At 55.3% G+C, this 14,868-nt stretch carries 16 protein-coding genes; 4 read left to right on the top strand and 12 right to left on the bottom strand.

Features of this window, described 5'->3' with window-relative positions; translation table 11 throughout:
- The first annotated feature begins 122 nt into the window (after positions 1-122).
- From L1I42_RS03945 to L1I42_RS03935, 3 genes are all read left to right on the top strand, one after another.
- Positions 123-1,124: a C4-dicarboxylate TRAP transporter substrate-binding protein gene (locus L1I42_RS03945; protein ID WP_236113190.1), complete on the top strand. Its 1,002-nt coding sequence runs from the start codon at positions 123-125 to the stop codon at positions 1,122-1,124.
- Between the two features lie 76 nt (positions 1,125-1,200).
- On the top strand, positions 1,201-1,842 hold the full coding sequence (locus L1I42_RS03940) for a TRAP transporter small permease subunit (protein ID WP_236113189.1): 642 nt from the start codon (positions 1,201-1,203) through the stop codon (positions 1,840-1,842).
- Positions 1,839-3,245 carry a TRAP transporter large permease gene (locus L1I42_RS03935; RefSeq protein ID WP_236113188.1) on the top strand — a complete coding sequence of 469 codons (1,407 nt, stop codon included), beginning with the start codon at positions 1,839-1,841 and terminating at the stop codon, positions 3,243-3,245. Before L1I42_RS03940 ends, L1I42_RS03935 begins: the two co-directional genes overlap by 4 nt.
- 86 nt (positions 3,246-3,331) lie before the next feature.
- Here L1I42_RS03935 and L1I42_RS03930 read toward each other — a convergent pair whose 3' ends face one another.
- Together L1I42_RS03930 and L1I42_RS03925 are read right to left on the bottom strand one after the other, a co-directional pair.
- Positions 3,332-3,775, bottom strand: coding sequence for a cupin domain-containing protein (locus L1I42_RS03930; protein ID WP_236113187.1), 444 nt, complete (start codon positions 3,773-3,775; stop codon positions 3,332-3,334).
- An 11-nt stretch (positions 3,776-3,786) separates the two neighbouring features.
- A complete protein-coding gene (locus L1I42_RS03925; RefSeq protein ID WP_236113186.1) occupies positions 3,787-5,277 on the bottom strand; it encodes a flavin-containing monooxygenase in 1,491 nt (496 codons plus the stop codon).
- 124 nt (positions 5,278-5,401) lie between these two features.
- Here L1I42_RS03925 and L1I42_RS03920 point away from each other — a divergent pair, with 124 nt between their 5' ends.
- Entirely contained in the window at positions 5,402-6,361 is a 960-nt protein-coding gene (locus L1I42_RS03920) for an AraC family transcriptional regulator (RefSeq protein WP_236113185.1), read from the top strand.
- A gap of 10 nt (positions 6,362-6,371) precedes the next feature.
- Here the strand turns inward: L1I42_RS03920 and L1I42_RS03915 are convergent, their stop codons facing one another.
- From L1I42_RS03915 to L1I42_RS03870, 10 genes are all read right to left on the bottom strand, one after another.
- Positions 6,372-6,773, bottom strand: a complete 402-nt coding sequence (locus tag L1I42_RS03915) for a RidA family protein (protein WP_236113184.1) — start codon at positions 6,771-6,773, stop codon at positions 6,372-6,374.
- Positions 6,773-7,192: an acyl-CoA thioesterase gene (locus L1I42_RS03910; protein ID WP_236113183.1), complete on the bottom strand. Its 420-nt coding sequence runs from the start codon at positions 7,190-7,192 to the stop codon at positions 6,773-6,775. The genes L1I42_RS03915 and L1I42_RS03910 overlap by 1 nt, the downstream gene beginning before the upstream one ends.
- A complete protein-coding gene (locus L1I42_RS03905; protein WP_236113182.1) occupies positions 7,192-7,884 on the bottom strand; it encodes an ABC transporter ATP-binding protein in 693 nt (230 codons plus the stop codon). Before L1I42_RS03905 ends, L1I42_RS03910 begins: the two co-directional genes overlap by 1 nt.
- A complete protein-coding gene (locus L1I42_RS03900) occupies positions 7,884-8,636 on the bottom strand; it encodes an ABC transporter ATP-binding protein (protein ID WP_236113181.1) in 753 nt (250 codons plus the stop codon). The genes L1I42_RS03905 and L1I42_RS03900 overlap by 1 nt, the downstream gene beginning before the upstream one ends.
- Complete coding sequence (locus L1I42_RS03895; protein WP_236113180.1) at positions 8,629-9,618, bottom strand: branched-chain amino acid ABC transporter permease; 990 nt, start codon at positions 9,616-9,618, stop codon at positions 8,629-8,631. Before L1I42_RS03895 ends, L1I42_RS03900 begins: the two co-directional genes overlap by 8 nt.
- A complete protein-coding gene (locus L1I42_RS03890) occupies positions 9,611-10,531 on the bottom strand; it encodes a branched-chain amino acid ABC transporter permease (protein WP_236113179.1) in 921 nt (306 codons plus the stop codon). The genes L1I42_RS03895 and L1I42_RS03890 overlap by 8 nt, the downstream gene beginning before the upstream one ends.
- 60 nt (positions 10,532-10,591) lie before the next feature.
- Positions 10,592-11,740 (bottom strand): ABC transporter substrate-binding protein, encoded by a 1,149-nt coding sequence (locus tag L1I42_RS03885; RefSeq protein WP_236113178.1) that lies wholly within the window; start codon positions 11,738-11,740, stop codon positions 10,592-10,594.
- A 208-nt stretch (positions 11,741-11,948) separates the two neighbouring features.
- The gene (locus L1I42_RS03880; RefSeq protein ID WP_236113177.1) at positions 11,949-12,803 is read right to left on the bottom strand and encodes a hormone-sensitive lipase; all 855 of its coding nucleotides are present in this window, start codon (positions 12,801-12,803) and stop codon (positions 11,949-11,951) included.
- Positions 12,796-13,941: a 3-hydroxyacyl-CoA dehydrogenase NAD-binding domain-containing protein gene (locus tag L1I42_RS03875; protein WP_236113176.1), complete on the bottom strand. Its 1,146-nt coding sequence runs from the start codon at positions 13,939-13,941 to the stop codon at positions 12,796-12,798. Before L1I42_RS03875 ends, L1I42_RS03880 begins: the two co-directional genes overlap by 8 nt.
- The gene (locus L1I42_RS03870) at positions 13,941-14,732 is read right to left on the bottom strand and encodes an enoyl-CoA hydratase-related protein (RefSeq protein WP_236113175.1); all 792 of its coding nucleotides are present in this window, start codon (positions 14,730-14,732) and stop codon (positions 13,941-13,943) included. Before L1I42_RS03870 ends, L1I42_RS03875 begins: the two co-directional genes overlap by 1 nt.
- Between the last annotated feature and the right edge of the window lie 136 nt (positions 14,733-14,868).

Here is a 14,868-nt window from a genome sequence, read left to right as displayed (position 1 = left end):
TGGCAGTTTTCTTCATACCCAATCCCACGCTGCCTGCCTAATCTATAGCCAGCATCGACTCGGCACCTGCCGGGTCGGTTGATGCAATCAGATTTGGTTCAGGTTTTCTTGGGAGGAACAAGATGAAGACCATTACGAAAACAGCTATTGCTGCGTTATTGGGCGTCGCCTTTGTGGGCGAAGCCGTCGCGGTGGAATGGAATGTGTCCCTTTGGGGTAAGCGCCGCGCCTTCACTGAGCATGTGGAGCGTTTGGCCGAGTTGGTGAACGAAAAAACCGACGGCGAGTTTACGCTCAACTTGTCCTATGGTGGCTTGTCCAACAACCGCGAAAACTTGGATGGCATTTCCATCGGCGCATTTGAAATGGCGCAGTTTTGCGCGGGCTATCACGCCGACAAAAACCCATCCATCACCGTTCTGGAATTGCCGTTCCTGGGCGTTTCTTCTTTGGAAGAAGAGATCGAAGTGTCGATGGCGGTTTACAACCACCCCGCCACGCAAAAAGATTTGGGCCGCTGGAATGCGACCTTGCTGATGCCTTCGCCGTTGCCACAATATAACTTTGTGGGTGTTGGCGACGCACCGCGTACGCTGGAAGATTTTGAAGGTCTTTCTGTGCGTGCCACAGGCGGTATTGGCCGCGCCATGGAAACACTTGGCGCTGTGCCCAACTCCATGTCTGCAACAGAAGTGCGTCAGGCGCTTGATTCCGGCGTTGTGAAGGCGGTGGCCTTTGCCCCGCACGCCCACATGTCTTTCGGCACCATTGAAAGCGGCGACTGGTGGACCACCAACATGAACCCCGGCACAGTGAACTGCCCGGTTGTGGCCAACACGGATGCGCTGAACAGCTTGTCTGACGCGCACCGCGAAGCGCTGATGAGCTCTATTCCGGAATCACTGCAGCACTATGTGGACAACTACAACAACAACACCATGGAAAAATGGGGTCCTGCGTTGGATGAGCGCGGCATTGAGCGCATCACCTATACCGATGCAGAGTTGGACGAGTTCCGTTCTGCTGCCGGCAGCATTGCCCAAAACTGGGTTGAGGAAAACAAGGCCAAAGGCCTGCCAGCCGAAGAATTGCTGGACCTGGTGAACTCAACCTTGGCAAACTAAGCCAATTACAGACCTATCGGCCGCACCTCTTGGGTGTGGCCGGTATTTTTGCTGATGGTTTTCGGGGGAGGACACCATGGCTGGCACCGCATCCGTTTTAACGGACAACAGCTTTCTAAGTCGTTTGGATCAACGGCTCTTTTCCATTGAAAAAATTCTGGTTCTGATCGGTGGCCTGGCGATTTTCTCGCTGATGGTTATGGCGGTTTTCTCTGTCGGGGGGCGTAATTTCTTCAACCGTCCGCTTTCCGGCTATGTAGACTGGATCGAGCAGATCATGCCGCTGATTGCCTTTGTGGGCATTGCCTATACCCAACGGGTCGGCGGTCATATCCGCATGGATATTTTGATCGGGCAGCTCAAAGGTCGTCCGCTCTGGCTGGCCGAATTTGTCGGCACGCTCGCCATGTTGATCCTGATGATCCTTTTGGTCTGGGGCTCCTGGGCGCATTTCCAACGGTCATTTGATTTCAGCGTCCCCATGTGGAGCCGCGATTCATCTATTGATATCGGCCTGCCGCTCTGGCCCGCCAAGTTGCTGGCACCGGTGGCCTTTTTCATTCTCAGCCTGCGGCTGGTGATCCAATTGTGGGGCTTTGGCCGCGCCTTTGCCACCAATGCCGCCCATCCCGTGGCCGTGCCGCTGATCGAAGATGCCGCCACGCAAGCTCAACGCGAAGCCGAGCATGTGTCCGGCCTTGAGGAGGACAGCAAATGACCACCATTGATATTGGCTTGATCGTTACGGGCCTGCTGCTCCTGATGGTGTTAATTGGCGTGCGTGTGGCCTTTGCTGCCGCCATGGCCGGCGTGATCGGTCTGGTGTGGGTGTTCTGGTCGAAAAAGGGTTATGATCCCAACCAGTTTTTCTGGGCGTTGGGCGTTGCCGCGAAAACAGCTGGGCAAGTGCCGCACTCCAAAGTGTCGTCTCAGGCCCTGTCGCTGATCCCGACCTTTATTCTGATCGGCTATCTTGCCTATTATGCCGGGCTGACACGCGCCATGTTTGAGGCCGCGAAGAAATGGGTGGCCTGGCTACCCGGTGGCATGGGTGTGGCCACGGTGTTTGCCACCGCAGGCTTTGCCGCCGTATCGGGTGCTTCGGTGGCGACATCTGCTGTCTTTGCCCGCATCGCCATCCCTGAAATGCTCAAGATCGGTTATGACAAGCGCTTTGCCGCAGGCGTTGTGGCTGCGGGTGGTACGCTGGCCTCACTGATCCCCCCTTCTGCCATTCTGGTGATTTACGCCATTATTGTGGAACAGGATGTGGGCGCGTTGCTGCTGGCGGGCTTTATTCCCGGCGCCGTCTCCGCCCTTATTTATGGCGGGCTGGTGGTGCTGATGGCCACCGTCAATAAGGATCTGGGCCCATCCGTGAGCGGCTTTACCTGGGGCGAGCGCTTCAAGGCACTGCCCCCTGCCCTGCCGATCTTTGCGGTGGTGATCATCATCATCTGCTTTATCTACAATCCGTTTGGTGGCGATGCCTGGGGCACGCCGACTGAAGGTGGGGCGATCGGGGCCTTTATCATCTTTGTGATGGCCCTGTTGCATGGCATGCGGTGGGGGCAATTCAAAGACGCGCTCACCGAATCTGCCAAGCTGGCGGTGATGATCTTCACCATCATTTGGGGCGTGTTGATCTATGTGCGTTTTTTGGGCTTTGCCGACCTACCCGGCGCGTTCTCAGATTGGGTCACCTCGCTGGATCAGCATCCGATGATCATCCTCATCATGATCTTGCTCGCCTATGCGGTGCTGGGCATGTTTATGGATGCGATCGGCATGTTGCTGCTCACCCTGCCCGTGGTCTTCCCGGCGGTCATGGCGCTGAATGGCGGCATGGATGTCACCGCGGCAGAAAGTGCCTTTGGCATGAGCGGCTGGGGCTGCGCCATCTGGTTCGGCATTATTGTCGTGAAAATGGCCGAGCTCTGTTTGATCACCCCGCCCATTGGGCTCAATTGTTTCGTCGTTGCCGGTGTGCGCGACGATATCTCAGTGCAAGATGTGTTCCGCGGCGCGACCCCGTTTTTTGTCGCGGATGCGATCACCATTGCGGTGCTTATTGCTTTCCCAAGCATTGTGTTGTGGTTGCCGAGTCTGTTGTTAGGCTAGTCATCTTCCATCGAGACCAAAAGGGCGGGGAATTTCCCCGCCCTTCTTTCTTTGTGCCATCTGTTGAAGACGCGTCAGGTTAAACCTTATTCAGATGGTGGGGGGAGAAAGTTCACTTCGTGCAATGCGGAGAGGCGCACCACTTCGTCCGGGTCGCCCAAATCATGCAGGGCTTCAAACAAATCAAAGAGTTTGCGGCTGGGGGCGACGCCGAAAAAGCAGTTCGCATCTTTGCCGGATTTGTTGGTGATGCCGTGGGCGATGCCCATGGGCATGCGCACCGTGTCGCCTGCACGGGCGGTTAAAATCTCATCGCCAAAGGCCAGCTCCAACTCGCCATCCAGCATGGTGATCCACTCATCCTGCGTGGGGTGAATGTGCGGTGGCACAAAGCTGTCGGCAGGCAAAAGTGCGTGCCAGATCATGGCGTTTTCTGAATAGAGTTTGGGGATATAGGTTTGGCCCAAAATGTTCCATTTGGTGCCCTCAAGCCCTTCTCCTTTGGCGGTAATGCCTGGTGTTAATGTCATTTTCTCTCCTCCTAATTCACCCGATAATCCGGGGTTGAATCCAAAAAGCGGCGATAGGCGTCGGCGTCGGGCGGGGTGAAGTTTTCCGCAAGCGGATTGCGCCGCCTGATCTTGGCGCCCATATCGTCCAGCAATTCATCAAAATGTTTGAAGTGGTAAGGGGCTACACACAGCCCGCCATAGACTTTGGCTGACGGCTTTTCATATCGCTTCCAGTGCAGCATTTGCTCGATATTGTCGTTCATCTGCTTTGCTGTCGGCTGCTTGGCCAGTTTGCCATCAGCATAGCGCACCAGCCAGTTGGCGGCGAGGTCGGCGCATAGCACCGTGCAGAAGGATGAGTTGAAGCCCACAAAGCCCATGTCCGGCAAATCGGGATTAGCGATGATGCGGTAGAGCCGATATTGCCCATCCTCTTCCACCAGCTTGTCTTGATATTCTTTCGGCAGATAGGGCACGCCCAGCTTCCAGCCAACGGCCTGAATGGCGAGGTCTGTTTTCACCTTTTCGCCGCCGGTCAGCACCACGCTGTCGCCCTCATATTCTTTGAAAGTGCCTTTGATGCAATTGATGCGGCCAACGGCGATCATCTCGAACAGGCCGGGAGTGACAATCGGCACCGAGCAATTGATTTCATCTTCAATTTTGATCTCTGGCCGCAGCCCGGTCTTTTTCAGCTTGAGCTGCATGGTCAGCAAGGCTTCAAGCGCACGCCAATTGGCCCACACGAAAGGTTTTCCGATCACATGCGCCAGCTTTTGCATCGGGTTCAGCCCCCAGCTCGGGAACATTTGCTCCTGTTTGCGGATATAAAGGATGCGCTTAAAGTTGATCAGCCCGCCGATGAAATAGGGCACACGCCAGACCGATTGCAGATAAACGATAGTGACGGATTTTGCGCCTGACTTCACCGCATTCACCGCAATGTCGGTGGCGGACTTGGAAAAGCCGAGCACGGTGACATTTTTGCCTTCCACAATGGACGGGTCAGTATATTCAGATGAGTGCATCACCTGCCCGCCCTGCGCTTCAAATGCCTCTTGACCGGGATGGGTGAGAATATTCTTTTCGCTGAATTGTCCGGTGCAGACCGAGACGAAATCAAAGTCCTCAGTGCTTTCCTTGCCCGCCTGATCCACCAGATGCAGCGTCCAGCCTTTATGCCCGTCCGCGCGGCGAGACGTCTCTGAAACGCTGGTGTTGAAGCGGATGTGGTCGCGCAGATTATAGTCGGCGGCGTAGCTGTCCAGATAGGCATGGACCTGCGGCCCCTTGGGCCATTCCGGATAATCATCCGGCATGGGCTTATCGGTATAGCGGTACAAATCTTTAGGGCTTTGGGTTTGCACATCGGGATAGGATCGCGAAAGTTCCCACACGCCACCCAGATCGTGGCTGCGTTCGATAATGGTCACATCGTGACCCTTTTCCTTGAACGTCTTTGCGGTCACAAGACCGCTCACCCCAGCACCGATTACGGCCACCTTTTTCTTCGTTGTCATCGTCCCCTCCTCCAAGCCGATTGCAACATTTATTATTTTATGCCTAAACTAAATGTCAGATAGAGGGAGACGGCTATCCGAAAAACGCAAAATAATGCGTACGGCCGTTGGGAGAACTACAACAATGGAGCCTTTGGCTAAATATCGGCTGTTTCATTCAGCGGAGTTGGAGTGCGCGCGGGAAATGGTGGCGCGCAAATATTGCGCCCATCGGTTGGATTTTGCGGCGCCGCAGTCACGTTTAGATGCGGTGCACAATCATGTGGCGCTACCCGGCTTTTCGTTTAATTATATGCGCTATGGTGGTGCCGTGCGCATCACCCCCGGCGAGTTGGAACGTTTTTATCTGATCCAAATTCCATTGGCTGGCGGGGCGCAGATCACCAATGGCAAAATGGAGGTGGAGAGCACCATTGAGTTTGCCACCATCCTGAACCCCGATCTCAAAACCGATATGATCTGGCACGCGGATTGCGAAATGCTGCTGGTGCAAATTGAGGCAGAGCATTTGCGCAAGGAAGCCGAAATGATGCTGGGTCGCTCCTTGGATGCGCCCATCCGGTTCGATCCCAAATTACGCATGCAGGCCAAGCAGCTCCAACCATGGCGCAATCAGTTGCGCCGCATTTTCGCGGATTTAGATTCGGGCGCTACCCCGCATGGCCTGTCGGAATTGCTGTTGCAATTTTTGGAAGCGGCACCGAGCAATATTCAATGCTTCTTTGACGCGACGCCGGTGCATCTGGCCCCGGCGCAGATCAAGCGCGCCATGGCCTATATCAAAAGTGAATTCAGTGCCGAAATCTGTCTGCATGATATTGCCCGGGCCGCTGGTGCCTCGGTGCGGGCGCTGCAATATGGCTTCAAACAGACCTATGGATTGACGCCGATGCAAATGGTGCGGCTAGAGCGTTTGCGCCGCGCCCATTATCTGCTGCAAGGGGCCCATGATGGGCAGACCGTCACGCAGATTGCCTCGGCTTTGGGCTTCAACCATTTGGGGCGGTTTTCGCAGGACTATCGCGATGCGTTTGGCGAAACACCGCAGCAAACGCTGAATTTCGCCAAGCGCCAATTATGCTGAAGGCCAGCTCTTAGGTGTTGGGCAACACCGCGGTGCCTTCAATTTCGATCAGTGCTTCGTCTTCCACCAAGGCCGACACCACCACCATAGTCATGGCCGGGAAGTGATAACCCAGCACCCGGCGATAGGCGGCCCCCACTTCCTTTTGGTGCGCCAGATATTCCTGCTTGTCGGTCACATACCATGTCAGACGGGTGAGATGCTCAGCCTTACCCCCGGCCGCTTCCACGACATCGAGAATATTGCGCAGGGCCTGTTCCATTTGGCCAATAAAGTCTTTGGCTTCAAAAACCTGATCTTTTGTCCAGCCAATTTGGCCGCCCACATACAGCGTGCGCCCTTCAGCAAGCATGCCATTGGCATAGCCTTTTGCGGGCTTCCATCCTTCAGGGTGTACAACAATATGTGCCATTATTCTTTTTCCAAATAGAGTGTCATTTTGTCTTTAAGCTGTTGCGACCATTCAATGGGTCGCCCGGTGGATTTGGTGATGTGCACCAGGGTCATGGTGCTTTCCACCTTGGTTTGATGGTCGTGGGTGCCCCACACGCGCACTTTCACGCTGGTGCGGCCCACCCGCTCAACCGTCAGGTGCCATTGCCATTCTTCTCCCAGCTTGCCCGGGGCATTGAACGTTGCTTCCACACTGGCGGTGGGCACCGCCGTTTGGTCGGCCACATGCATTTGCGCGAAGGAATAGCCAATCTCTTTGTCGAACCAGCGCTCGATGGTGAGATTGATCATCTCAAAAAAGCGCGGATAAAACACAATGCCCGCGGGATCGCAGTGCTGGAACAAAATGTCCTGATCGTGGGTGAAAATCTTGCTCATCAGACCCCCAAATAACGATCGGCGAGATCGTCCGTTAGCGCATCCGGTGTGCCCGTCCACACGGTTTCACCGCGCTCCAAAATCACGCAGTGATCGGCAATCGGTAGCAATTCACTGAGGCTCTTATCCACGATCAAAATGGATTGGCCTTGCGCTTTCAACGCTTTCACGGCCCGCCAGATTTCCTCGCGGATCACGGGGGCCAGGCCTTCGGTTGCTTCATCCAGCACCAGCAATTTTGGATTGGTGGTCAATGCCCGGCCAATGGCCAGCATTTGCTGTTCCCCGCCGGACAAAGTGTTGGCCAATTGGTCCTTGCGCTCTTCCAGCCGCGGGAACAATTGATAGACCTTTTCAAGCGTCCATTCACCATCGCGCTGGGCCGCCACGAGGTTTTCTTCAACCGTCAAGTTGGAGAAGCAGCGCCGCCCTTCCGGCACCAGCCCCACCCCCAACTTCGCCACCTTGTGGCTGGGCAATTTGTTGACCAAAGTGCCGTCAAAATGGATATCGCCCTTGGTGGGTTTGGACATTTTGCAAAGGGTGCGGATGGTGGTGGTTTTGCCCATGCCGTTGCGGCCCATCAGCGCCACCACTTCGCCCTCTTTCACTTCAAGCGACACGCCGAACAGCGCCTGTGATGGGCCGTAAAACACCTCAATATCTTTGATGGAAAGCAGAATGTTTGACATTAGGCTGCACTCCCCAAATAGGCTTCGCGCACGGCTGGGTTGTTGCGGATATCCTCCACCGATCCGGTGGCGATCACCCGGCCATACACGAGCACAGAGATACGGTCGGCCAGCGAAAAGACGGCGTCCATATCATGTTCGATCAATAGGATTGGCGCTTCATGGCGCAATTCGTCCAGAAAACCGATCAGCTTTTTCGAACCTTCCGGACCCATGCCCGCCATAGGCTCGTCGAGCAAGAAGGCTTTGGGATCAAGCGCCAGCGCCATCGCGATTTCAAGCTGCCGCCGTTCGCCGTGCGACAGTTCCGCCGTCATGATATGTGCACGTTCCTCCAGATTAACCCGTTTGAGTGCCGCCATGGCAGGTTCAGTCAGGCTTTTGTCGCCACGCACATTTTTGAAAAAGCGATAGCTGGTGCCCAATTTGGATTGCACGGCCAGCATCACGTTGCGCAGGGCGGAGAATTCCATCACCAGTGAGGACACTTGGAAGGTGCGCCCCAACCCGGCCCTCGCCCGGTCGGCCACATCCATGCCCGCCAAATCTCGGCCGTTAAAGATCACCTTGCCGCTGTCGGAGCTGAGCTGGCCGCAGATCTGTTTGATCAGGGTGGATTTGCCCGCCCCGTTCGGCCCGATCAGCGCGTGGATTTCGCCCTTTTTCAGATCAAGGGTCACGTCATCGGTGGCGGTGAGTGCGCCAAAGCTCTTATTTAAGTTTTGAATTTCCAGAACGGGTTGATCAGTCATGACGCGCCTTTCCGGCCAACAGGCCAATGGCACCACCGCGGGCAAACAGCACCACGCCGAGCAGCACAAGACCCAAATAGAATTGCCAGAACTCTGTCATGCCGCCGAAGATGAACTCGAAAATGATAAAGATCAACGCACCGACTACGGGGCCATAAAGCCGCCCGACGCCGCCCAAAATCACCAGCACCATGATCTCGCCTGACATGTGCCAAGACAACATGGTGGGCGACACAAAGCGGTTCAGATCCGCCATCAGCGCCCCGGCCAAGCCGGTGATCATGCCGGAAATGACAAAGGCGGTGAGCTTGATGTTGAACGGGCGAATGCCGGTGGCCGCCAGCCGTTCCTCATTTTGCCGTGCCGCTTGCAGCGCCGCGCCGAAACGCGAGTTTTTGATCATGGCCGACAGGCCAAGCCCTGCAAACATGAGTACTAGGCAGATATAGAAGAAGCTTGAGGGATCAAGCGTGTTTACGCCCGGGAACTGGTTGCGCACATAGATGGACAAGCCATCTTCGCCGCCATAGGTGGGCCAGGAGATCATGAAATAATAGATCATTTGCGCAAAGGCCAAGGTGATCATGATGAAATAGACACCCGACGTGCGCAAGGACAACAGCCCGATAAACAAGGCAGCAATACCGCTCATCACAATCGCCACCAGCCAGATGATCAGCATCTGGTTGGTGCCTTCGATCACGAATGGCCAAGTGAAAATCGGCGTGTAGGTTTGCGCGTGGCTGGCCAAAATGCCCATGGCATAGCCGCCAATGCCGAAGAATGCCGCATGGCCAAAACTTACCAAGCCGCCTGTGCCGAGGGCGAGGTTCAAGCCCACCGCGGCGAGGCTCAAAATCGCCACGCGGGTCGCCAGCGTGATGTAGAAGGGTTCGTCCATCGCGGTGGCGATGAAGGGGAACACCAACAGCGCGAGGCTGAGAAAAATGTTCAAATAGGTTTCGCGGGAAAGACTAGGCATTGTTGCTCACCAATCCTTCCGGCTTGAAGATCAGAATGATCGCCATCAGCACATAGATTGACATGGACGAGAGCGCGGCACCCACCGAGTTGGCGGCGGCTGTGTCCATAAACAGGTTGAAAAAGCCGGGCAGCGTGACGCGGCCGAGCGTATCGACCACGCCCACGAGGATTGAGCCGATCAGCGCGCCCTTAATGGAGCCGATGCCGCCGATCACGATCACCACAAAGGCCAAGATCAATACGGGTTCGCCCATGCCCACCTGCACCGATTGGATGGCACCCATCATCGCCCCGGCAAAGCCTGCAAGGGCCGCGCCGATGGCGAAAACGATGGTATAAAGCGTACCGATATTTACGCCGAGCGCCGCGATCATTTCGCGGTCCGCCTCACCGGCGCGAATGCGGATGCCAAGACGGGTCTTGGTGATGAGGAGATAAAGCCCCAGCGCCACCAAACCACCGACTAGGATGATCGCCAACCGATAAGCAGAATATTGAAAGCCGCCAAACAGGGTGACGGGACCGGCCAAAAAGCCCGGCGCGTCGAGATAAAGGGGGAATGAGCCAAACACCATCCGGCAGCCTTCAGAAAGGATCAGGATCAAGGCAAAGGTGGCCAATACTTGGTCGAGGTGATCGCGATCATATAATCGTCTGATCACAAGCATCTCGATCAAGACCCCGGCAAAGCCCGCCGCCACTATAGACGCCACTAGGCCAAGCCAGAATGAACCTGTGGCCGCAGCCACCGCTGCGCAGGCAAATGCTCCGATCATATAGAGCGAGCCGTGCGCCAAATTGATCAGTCCCATCACGCCGAAAACCAGCGTCAGGCCAGCGGCCATCAAAAACAGCGTCACGCCATATTGCAGGCCGTTTAGAAGCTGCTCGAACAAGAGAGTGGTGGACATATTTTCCCCAGCGGTTTGGATGTTGGCGGGGCGCAAACGCCCCGCCAAACAACTCAGCTATTATTGCAATGGGCAATCTTCAGCATAAGCATCTTGGTGGTCCTTAAGGGCCAGACCCAAGATTTTGTTGGTCAATACGTCACCCTCTTTCACGACTTCACGCACGTAAATGTCTTGAATGGGGTGGTTGTTGTTGCCGAACTTGAAGTCTCCGCGGGTGGACTTGAAGTCAGCCTCTTTCAATGCTGCGCGGAACGCTTCTGTGTCTTTCACATCGGCTTTGTCCAAGGCAGAAAGGATCAGATTTGCTGCGTCAAAGCCTTGGCTGGCATAAAGCGATGGCAACCGATCATATTTCTCCTGGAACGAAGCAACAAAGGCTTTGTTGGTTTCGTTGTCGATGTCTTTGCTCCACTGTGACGAGTTACGCACGCCTAGTGCCGCTTCGCCTACAGCGCCCAAAATGCCTTGGTCAAATGAGAAGGCAGGGCCCATCACCGGCAGATCAACACCAGAGGCTGCATATTGCTTCATGAACGCAATGCCCATGCCGCCTGGCAAGAAGAAGAACACACTGTCTGCGCCTGAATCGCGGATTTGTGCGATTTCAGCAGCATAGTCAGTTGCGCCCAATTTGGTGAACACTTCGCCCGCCAACTGGCCGCGATATTCACGCTTAAAGCCATTCAGCGCATCCTGGCCAGCCGGATAGTTTGGCGCCAAAATGAAGGTGTTTGTATATTCAGCCACATTGGCGTATGCGCCCATGGCTTCGTGCAAATTGTCGTTCTGCCATGCCACGTTGAAATAGTTGGCATTACAGCCTTTGCCTGCCAAAGCAGATGGACCAGCGTTTGGCGACACATAGATTTTGCCTTGCGCCACAGCAGATGGAATAACCGCCATCGCGAGGTTGGACCAAATGATACCGGTTAGAATGTCGACCTTTTCAGACTGGATCATTTTGTCGGCGATTTGCACGGCCAAGTCAGGCTTGCGCGCATCATCTTCGATCACGACTTCCACATCGTCGCGGCCAGCTTGTTCAATCGCCAGCATAAAGCCATCGCGCACATCCACGCCCAAGCCGGCACCGCCGCCAGAAAGCGTTGTGATCATGCCGATCTTGGCGCCTTCAGCCATGGCCGAGCCGCCAAGGGCCAAGCTCATCGCCACAGCGCTGGCCATAATAGTTTTTAGCGTCTTCATAGTTTCCTCCCAAACTGCGAACCTAAGTTCGCCGATTACAATACTTCACGACAGGTGAAGTATTTAGTTTGCCCTTTGCCTCTCCCAAAGCAAAGGCCAAATCTGACAACAATAGGGTTAAGCTACCCAATTGCCGCAAGCTCCAATAGTTACATCCATGCATGAATTTCAATATATTTCAATATTAAAATATCATGCTTAAAATATCTCAAGCCTCCACCTCAGTCGTTGCCAATCGGGTCAGCCCGCTATCGGCCTCTTCTAGATCAGCAATCACATTGAAATGATGTTTGTGGTCCGCTTCCACCGCATCCGTATCCACGCCCAACCCTGTCCAGATATTGGCCAAGAGCTGATTTTGACGCAAAAATTCGGGGCGCTCGTCCGCCCCCACCCAACAGGTGAGCTTAACGCCCGCAAGAGGCTCACGCAGCGCAGCGCTCTCCGCGCGCGCTTCCGCCAAATCCAGCTGCAAGCCTTCATTCATACGGGTATTGAGTAAGGGGCGCAGATCGTGCAGCCCTGAAATGGAAATCACATGTTTCAGCCGTGCCTGCACTTCTTTTGATAAGGGCGTATCGGCGCACATCATGCGCGACACCAAGTGCCCACCAGCCGAATGGCCGGCAATGTGCACTGGCCCTTCCACTTTGGTGGCGGCGTAAAGAATGGCCGCGCCAATTTGCTGGGTCATGGTGCTGATCCGCGCTTCCGGCGCCAGCGTGTAGGATGGTAAGGCGACGGCCCACCCCTTGGCGATTGCACCTGCCGCCAGATGCGACCAGGCACTTTTATCAAAACTTAGCCAATAGCCGCCATGCACAAATATAAACAGGCCTTTGGGCGTGCCTTCGGGCAAAAACAGGTCTAATTTCTCCCGTTTGGCATCGCCATAGGCCAGATCAAGTTCTGCGCGTCCCGCCGCCAGCATCTCTTCACGAAACCGCTCGGACGCCTGCTTCCAATGCTCAACATAGGAGCCGGCATTTTCGATATGGTCGGCGTTGGCATAGGCATCATCCCAATCGTTGGGTGTCGTCCAGCTTGGCAGTCCGTCACGCATCAAATTTTCCCCCTTGCAAGGCTGCGGCTGGCCGATAACGCCCTTTCAGATAGGTCGGGGCATTTGCTTCCAGTTGCGCCAAAATCTCTCGCACTCGATCAAGCCCGATTTCGGCCAAAAATGCAAATGGCCCTTTGGGGAAATTCAATCCCAATTGCATCGCCAGATCAATATCTTGCGGCGCCGCCACCTGGTGATCCACGGCAGACGCCGCCTCATTGATCAGTGTCGCCAATATGCGTTCAGCAATTTGCTGCTGTTCGGCCTCAGCAAGCTCAACTTTGATATCTTCGGTCACAAAGCCTTTGCCGCTTTTGCGGCCCAGCGCGCCCTCATCCACCTGCCGTTGCAGGCGATCAAACACATGATAACGCGGGTGAAAATCAAAGGCTTTGGCCATGGTTTCGCTGGCAGCCAGATTGATATCGGCACCCACCAGATCAATCAATTCAAACGGCCCCATGCGGAACCCTTGCGCCCGCATGGCCGCATCAATGTGATGGGCCGAAAAATCACCTTCTTCCAAAATCGCCAGTGCCTCACCATAGAAGGGGCGCGCGCATCGATTGACGATAAAGCCCGGACTATCTTTTACCTTGATTGCGGTTTTGCCGATCTGGTTGAGATAAATGACGAGGTCATCACATCGTATCTGCGATACGGGTGGGGCTGTGATGACCTCGACAAGCTTCATAATGTGGGCCGGGTTGAAAAAGTGCAGGCCAAGCGCCCGGTCTTTATGGGTGAGATTGGCAAAAATATCAGCAACACTCAGCGACGAAGTGTTGGTGGCCAGCAGCGTTTCTGCACCGCAAACTTCTTCCAGTTGAGCGAAGAGCTTTTGCTTAATGTCCAACCGCTCGACGATGGCTTCGATCACCAGATCGCAATCGGCGAGATCGACCATTTCACTTGCGGCGCTCAGCCGCGCTTTGGTGGCCGCCGCGTCATCGGCGCTCACCCGTCCTTTATCCACGGCCCGTGCCAAAGTCTGTCCCACCGCGTCCAGCGCAGAGGTCACCGCGTCATGGTTCACATCAAAGAGCTGCACCTGGTGGCCGGATTGCGCGAAGAACAGCGCTATATTGCGCCCCATCACGCCTGCGCCCACCACGCCGATTTTGTTCAGCTCAGCCATTATTTGCCCTCAAATGCGGGTTTGCGTTTGTCAAGAAAGGCAGTCACGCCTTCGGCTTTGTCCGCGGTGCCGAGCAAAGTTTCGAAATCGCCTCTGGTTTCGCCCATCACATGTTTAAGCGGGGTTTCGGCGCTGGCGACAATCGCCTTTTTCGCCGCCTGCATCGCCAAGGGTGCGCGCAAGGCCAAGCGTTCTGTCAGTTTCGCCGCAAAAGGCAGCGCCCCATCTTCGGCCATATAGCTGATGATGCCCCAATCATTGGCCGTGATCGCATCGACAATTTCGCCGCCAAGCACAATGCGCCCGGCCCGTGCGCGGCCCACCATGGCGGTCAGCCGCTCAATGCCGCCTGCGCCGGGGATCAGGCCTAAGTTGGGTTCCGGCAAGCCGAATTTGGCGGTGGTGCCCGCCACGATCAAATCGCACATCAGCGCCAGTTCAAACCCGCCACCGAGGCAAAAGCCATCCACGGCCGCCACCAGCGGCAACGGACAATTGCGAATGCGTTTCCAATGAGCTTTGCGCGGGTCGAGATAGCCTTCTTCCCGCCCTTTGTCTTTGATCTCATGAATGTCGGCACCCGCGGCGAAATGCTCGCCTTCGCCGCAAATCAGCACGGCACGCACAGTTGGAGATTGGGCAAATTCGTCCAGCGCATCGGCAATTTGCCCCAACAATTCTGTGTTGAGTGCGTTGCGCTGCTTTTGTCGATCAATGCTGAGAATCGCCCACGCGGCATTGTGGCCTTTAATGTCCACCTGCTCTATGCGCAGCATATTTTGCTCGCCCATATGTCCTCCCTATCGCCATTTAGTGTTCACCAAAATTGAATATATTTCAAGCCTAAAATTTTGAGCTTGAAATATATCATTTCTGATGCAATCATACCCTTCATGCGTGATCAACATTGCGCCATTGGGAGGACAT

Source organism: Maritalea mediterranea (genome assembly GCF_021568695.1).
Taxonomy (GTDB): Bacteria; Pseudomonadota; Alphaproteobacteria; order Rhizobiales; family Devosiaceae; genus Maritalea; species Maritalea mediterranea.
Note: the sequence above shows the minus strand (reverse complement) of the source record. Positions and strands in the feature narration are given on the sequence as shown.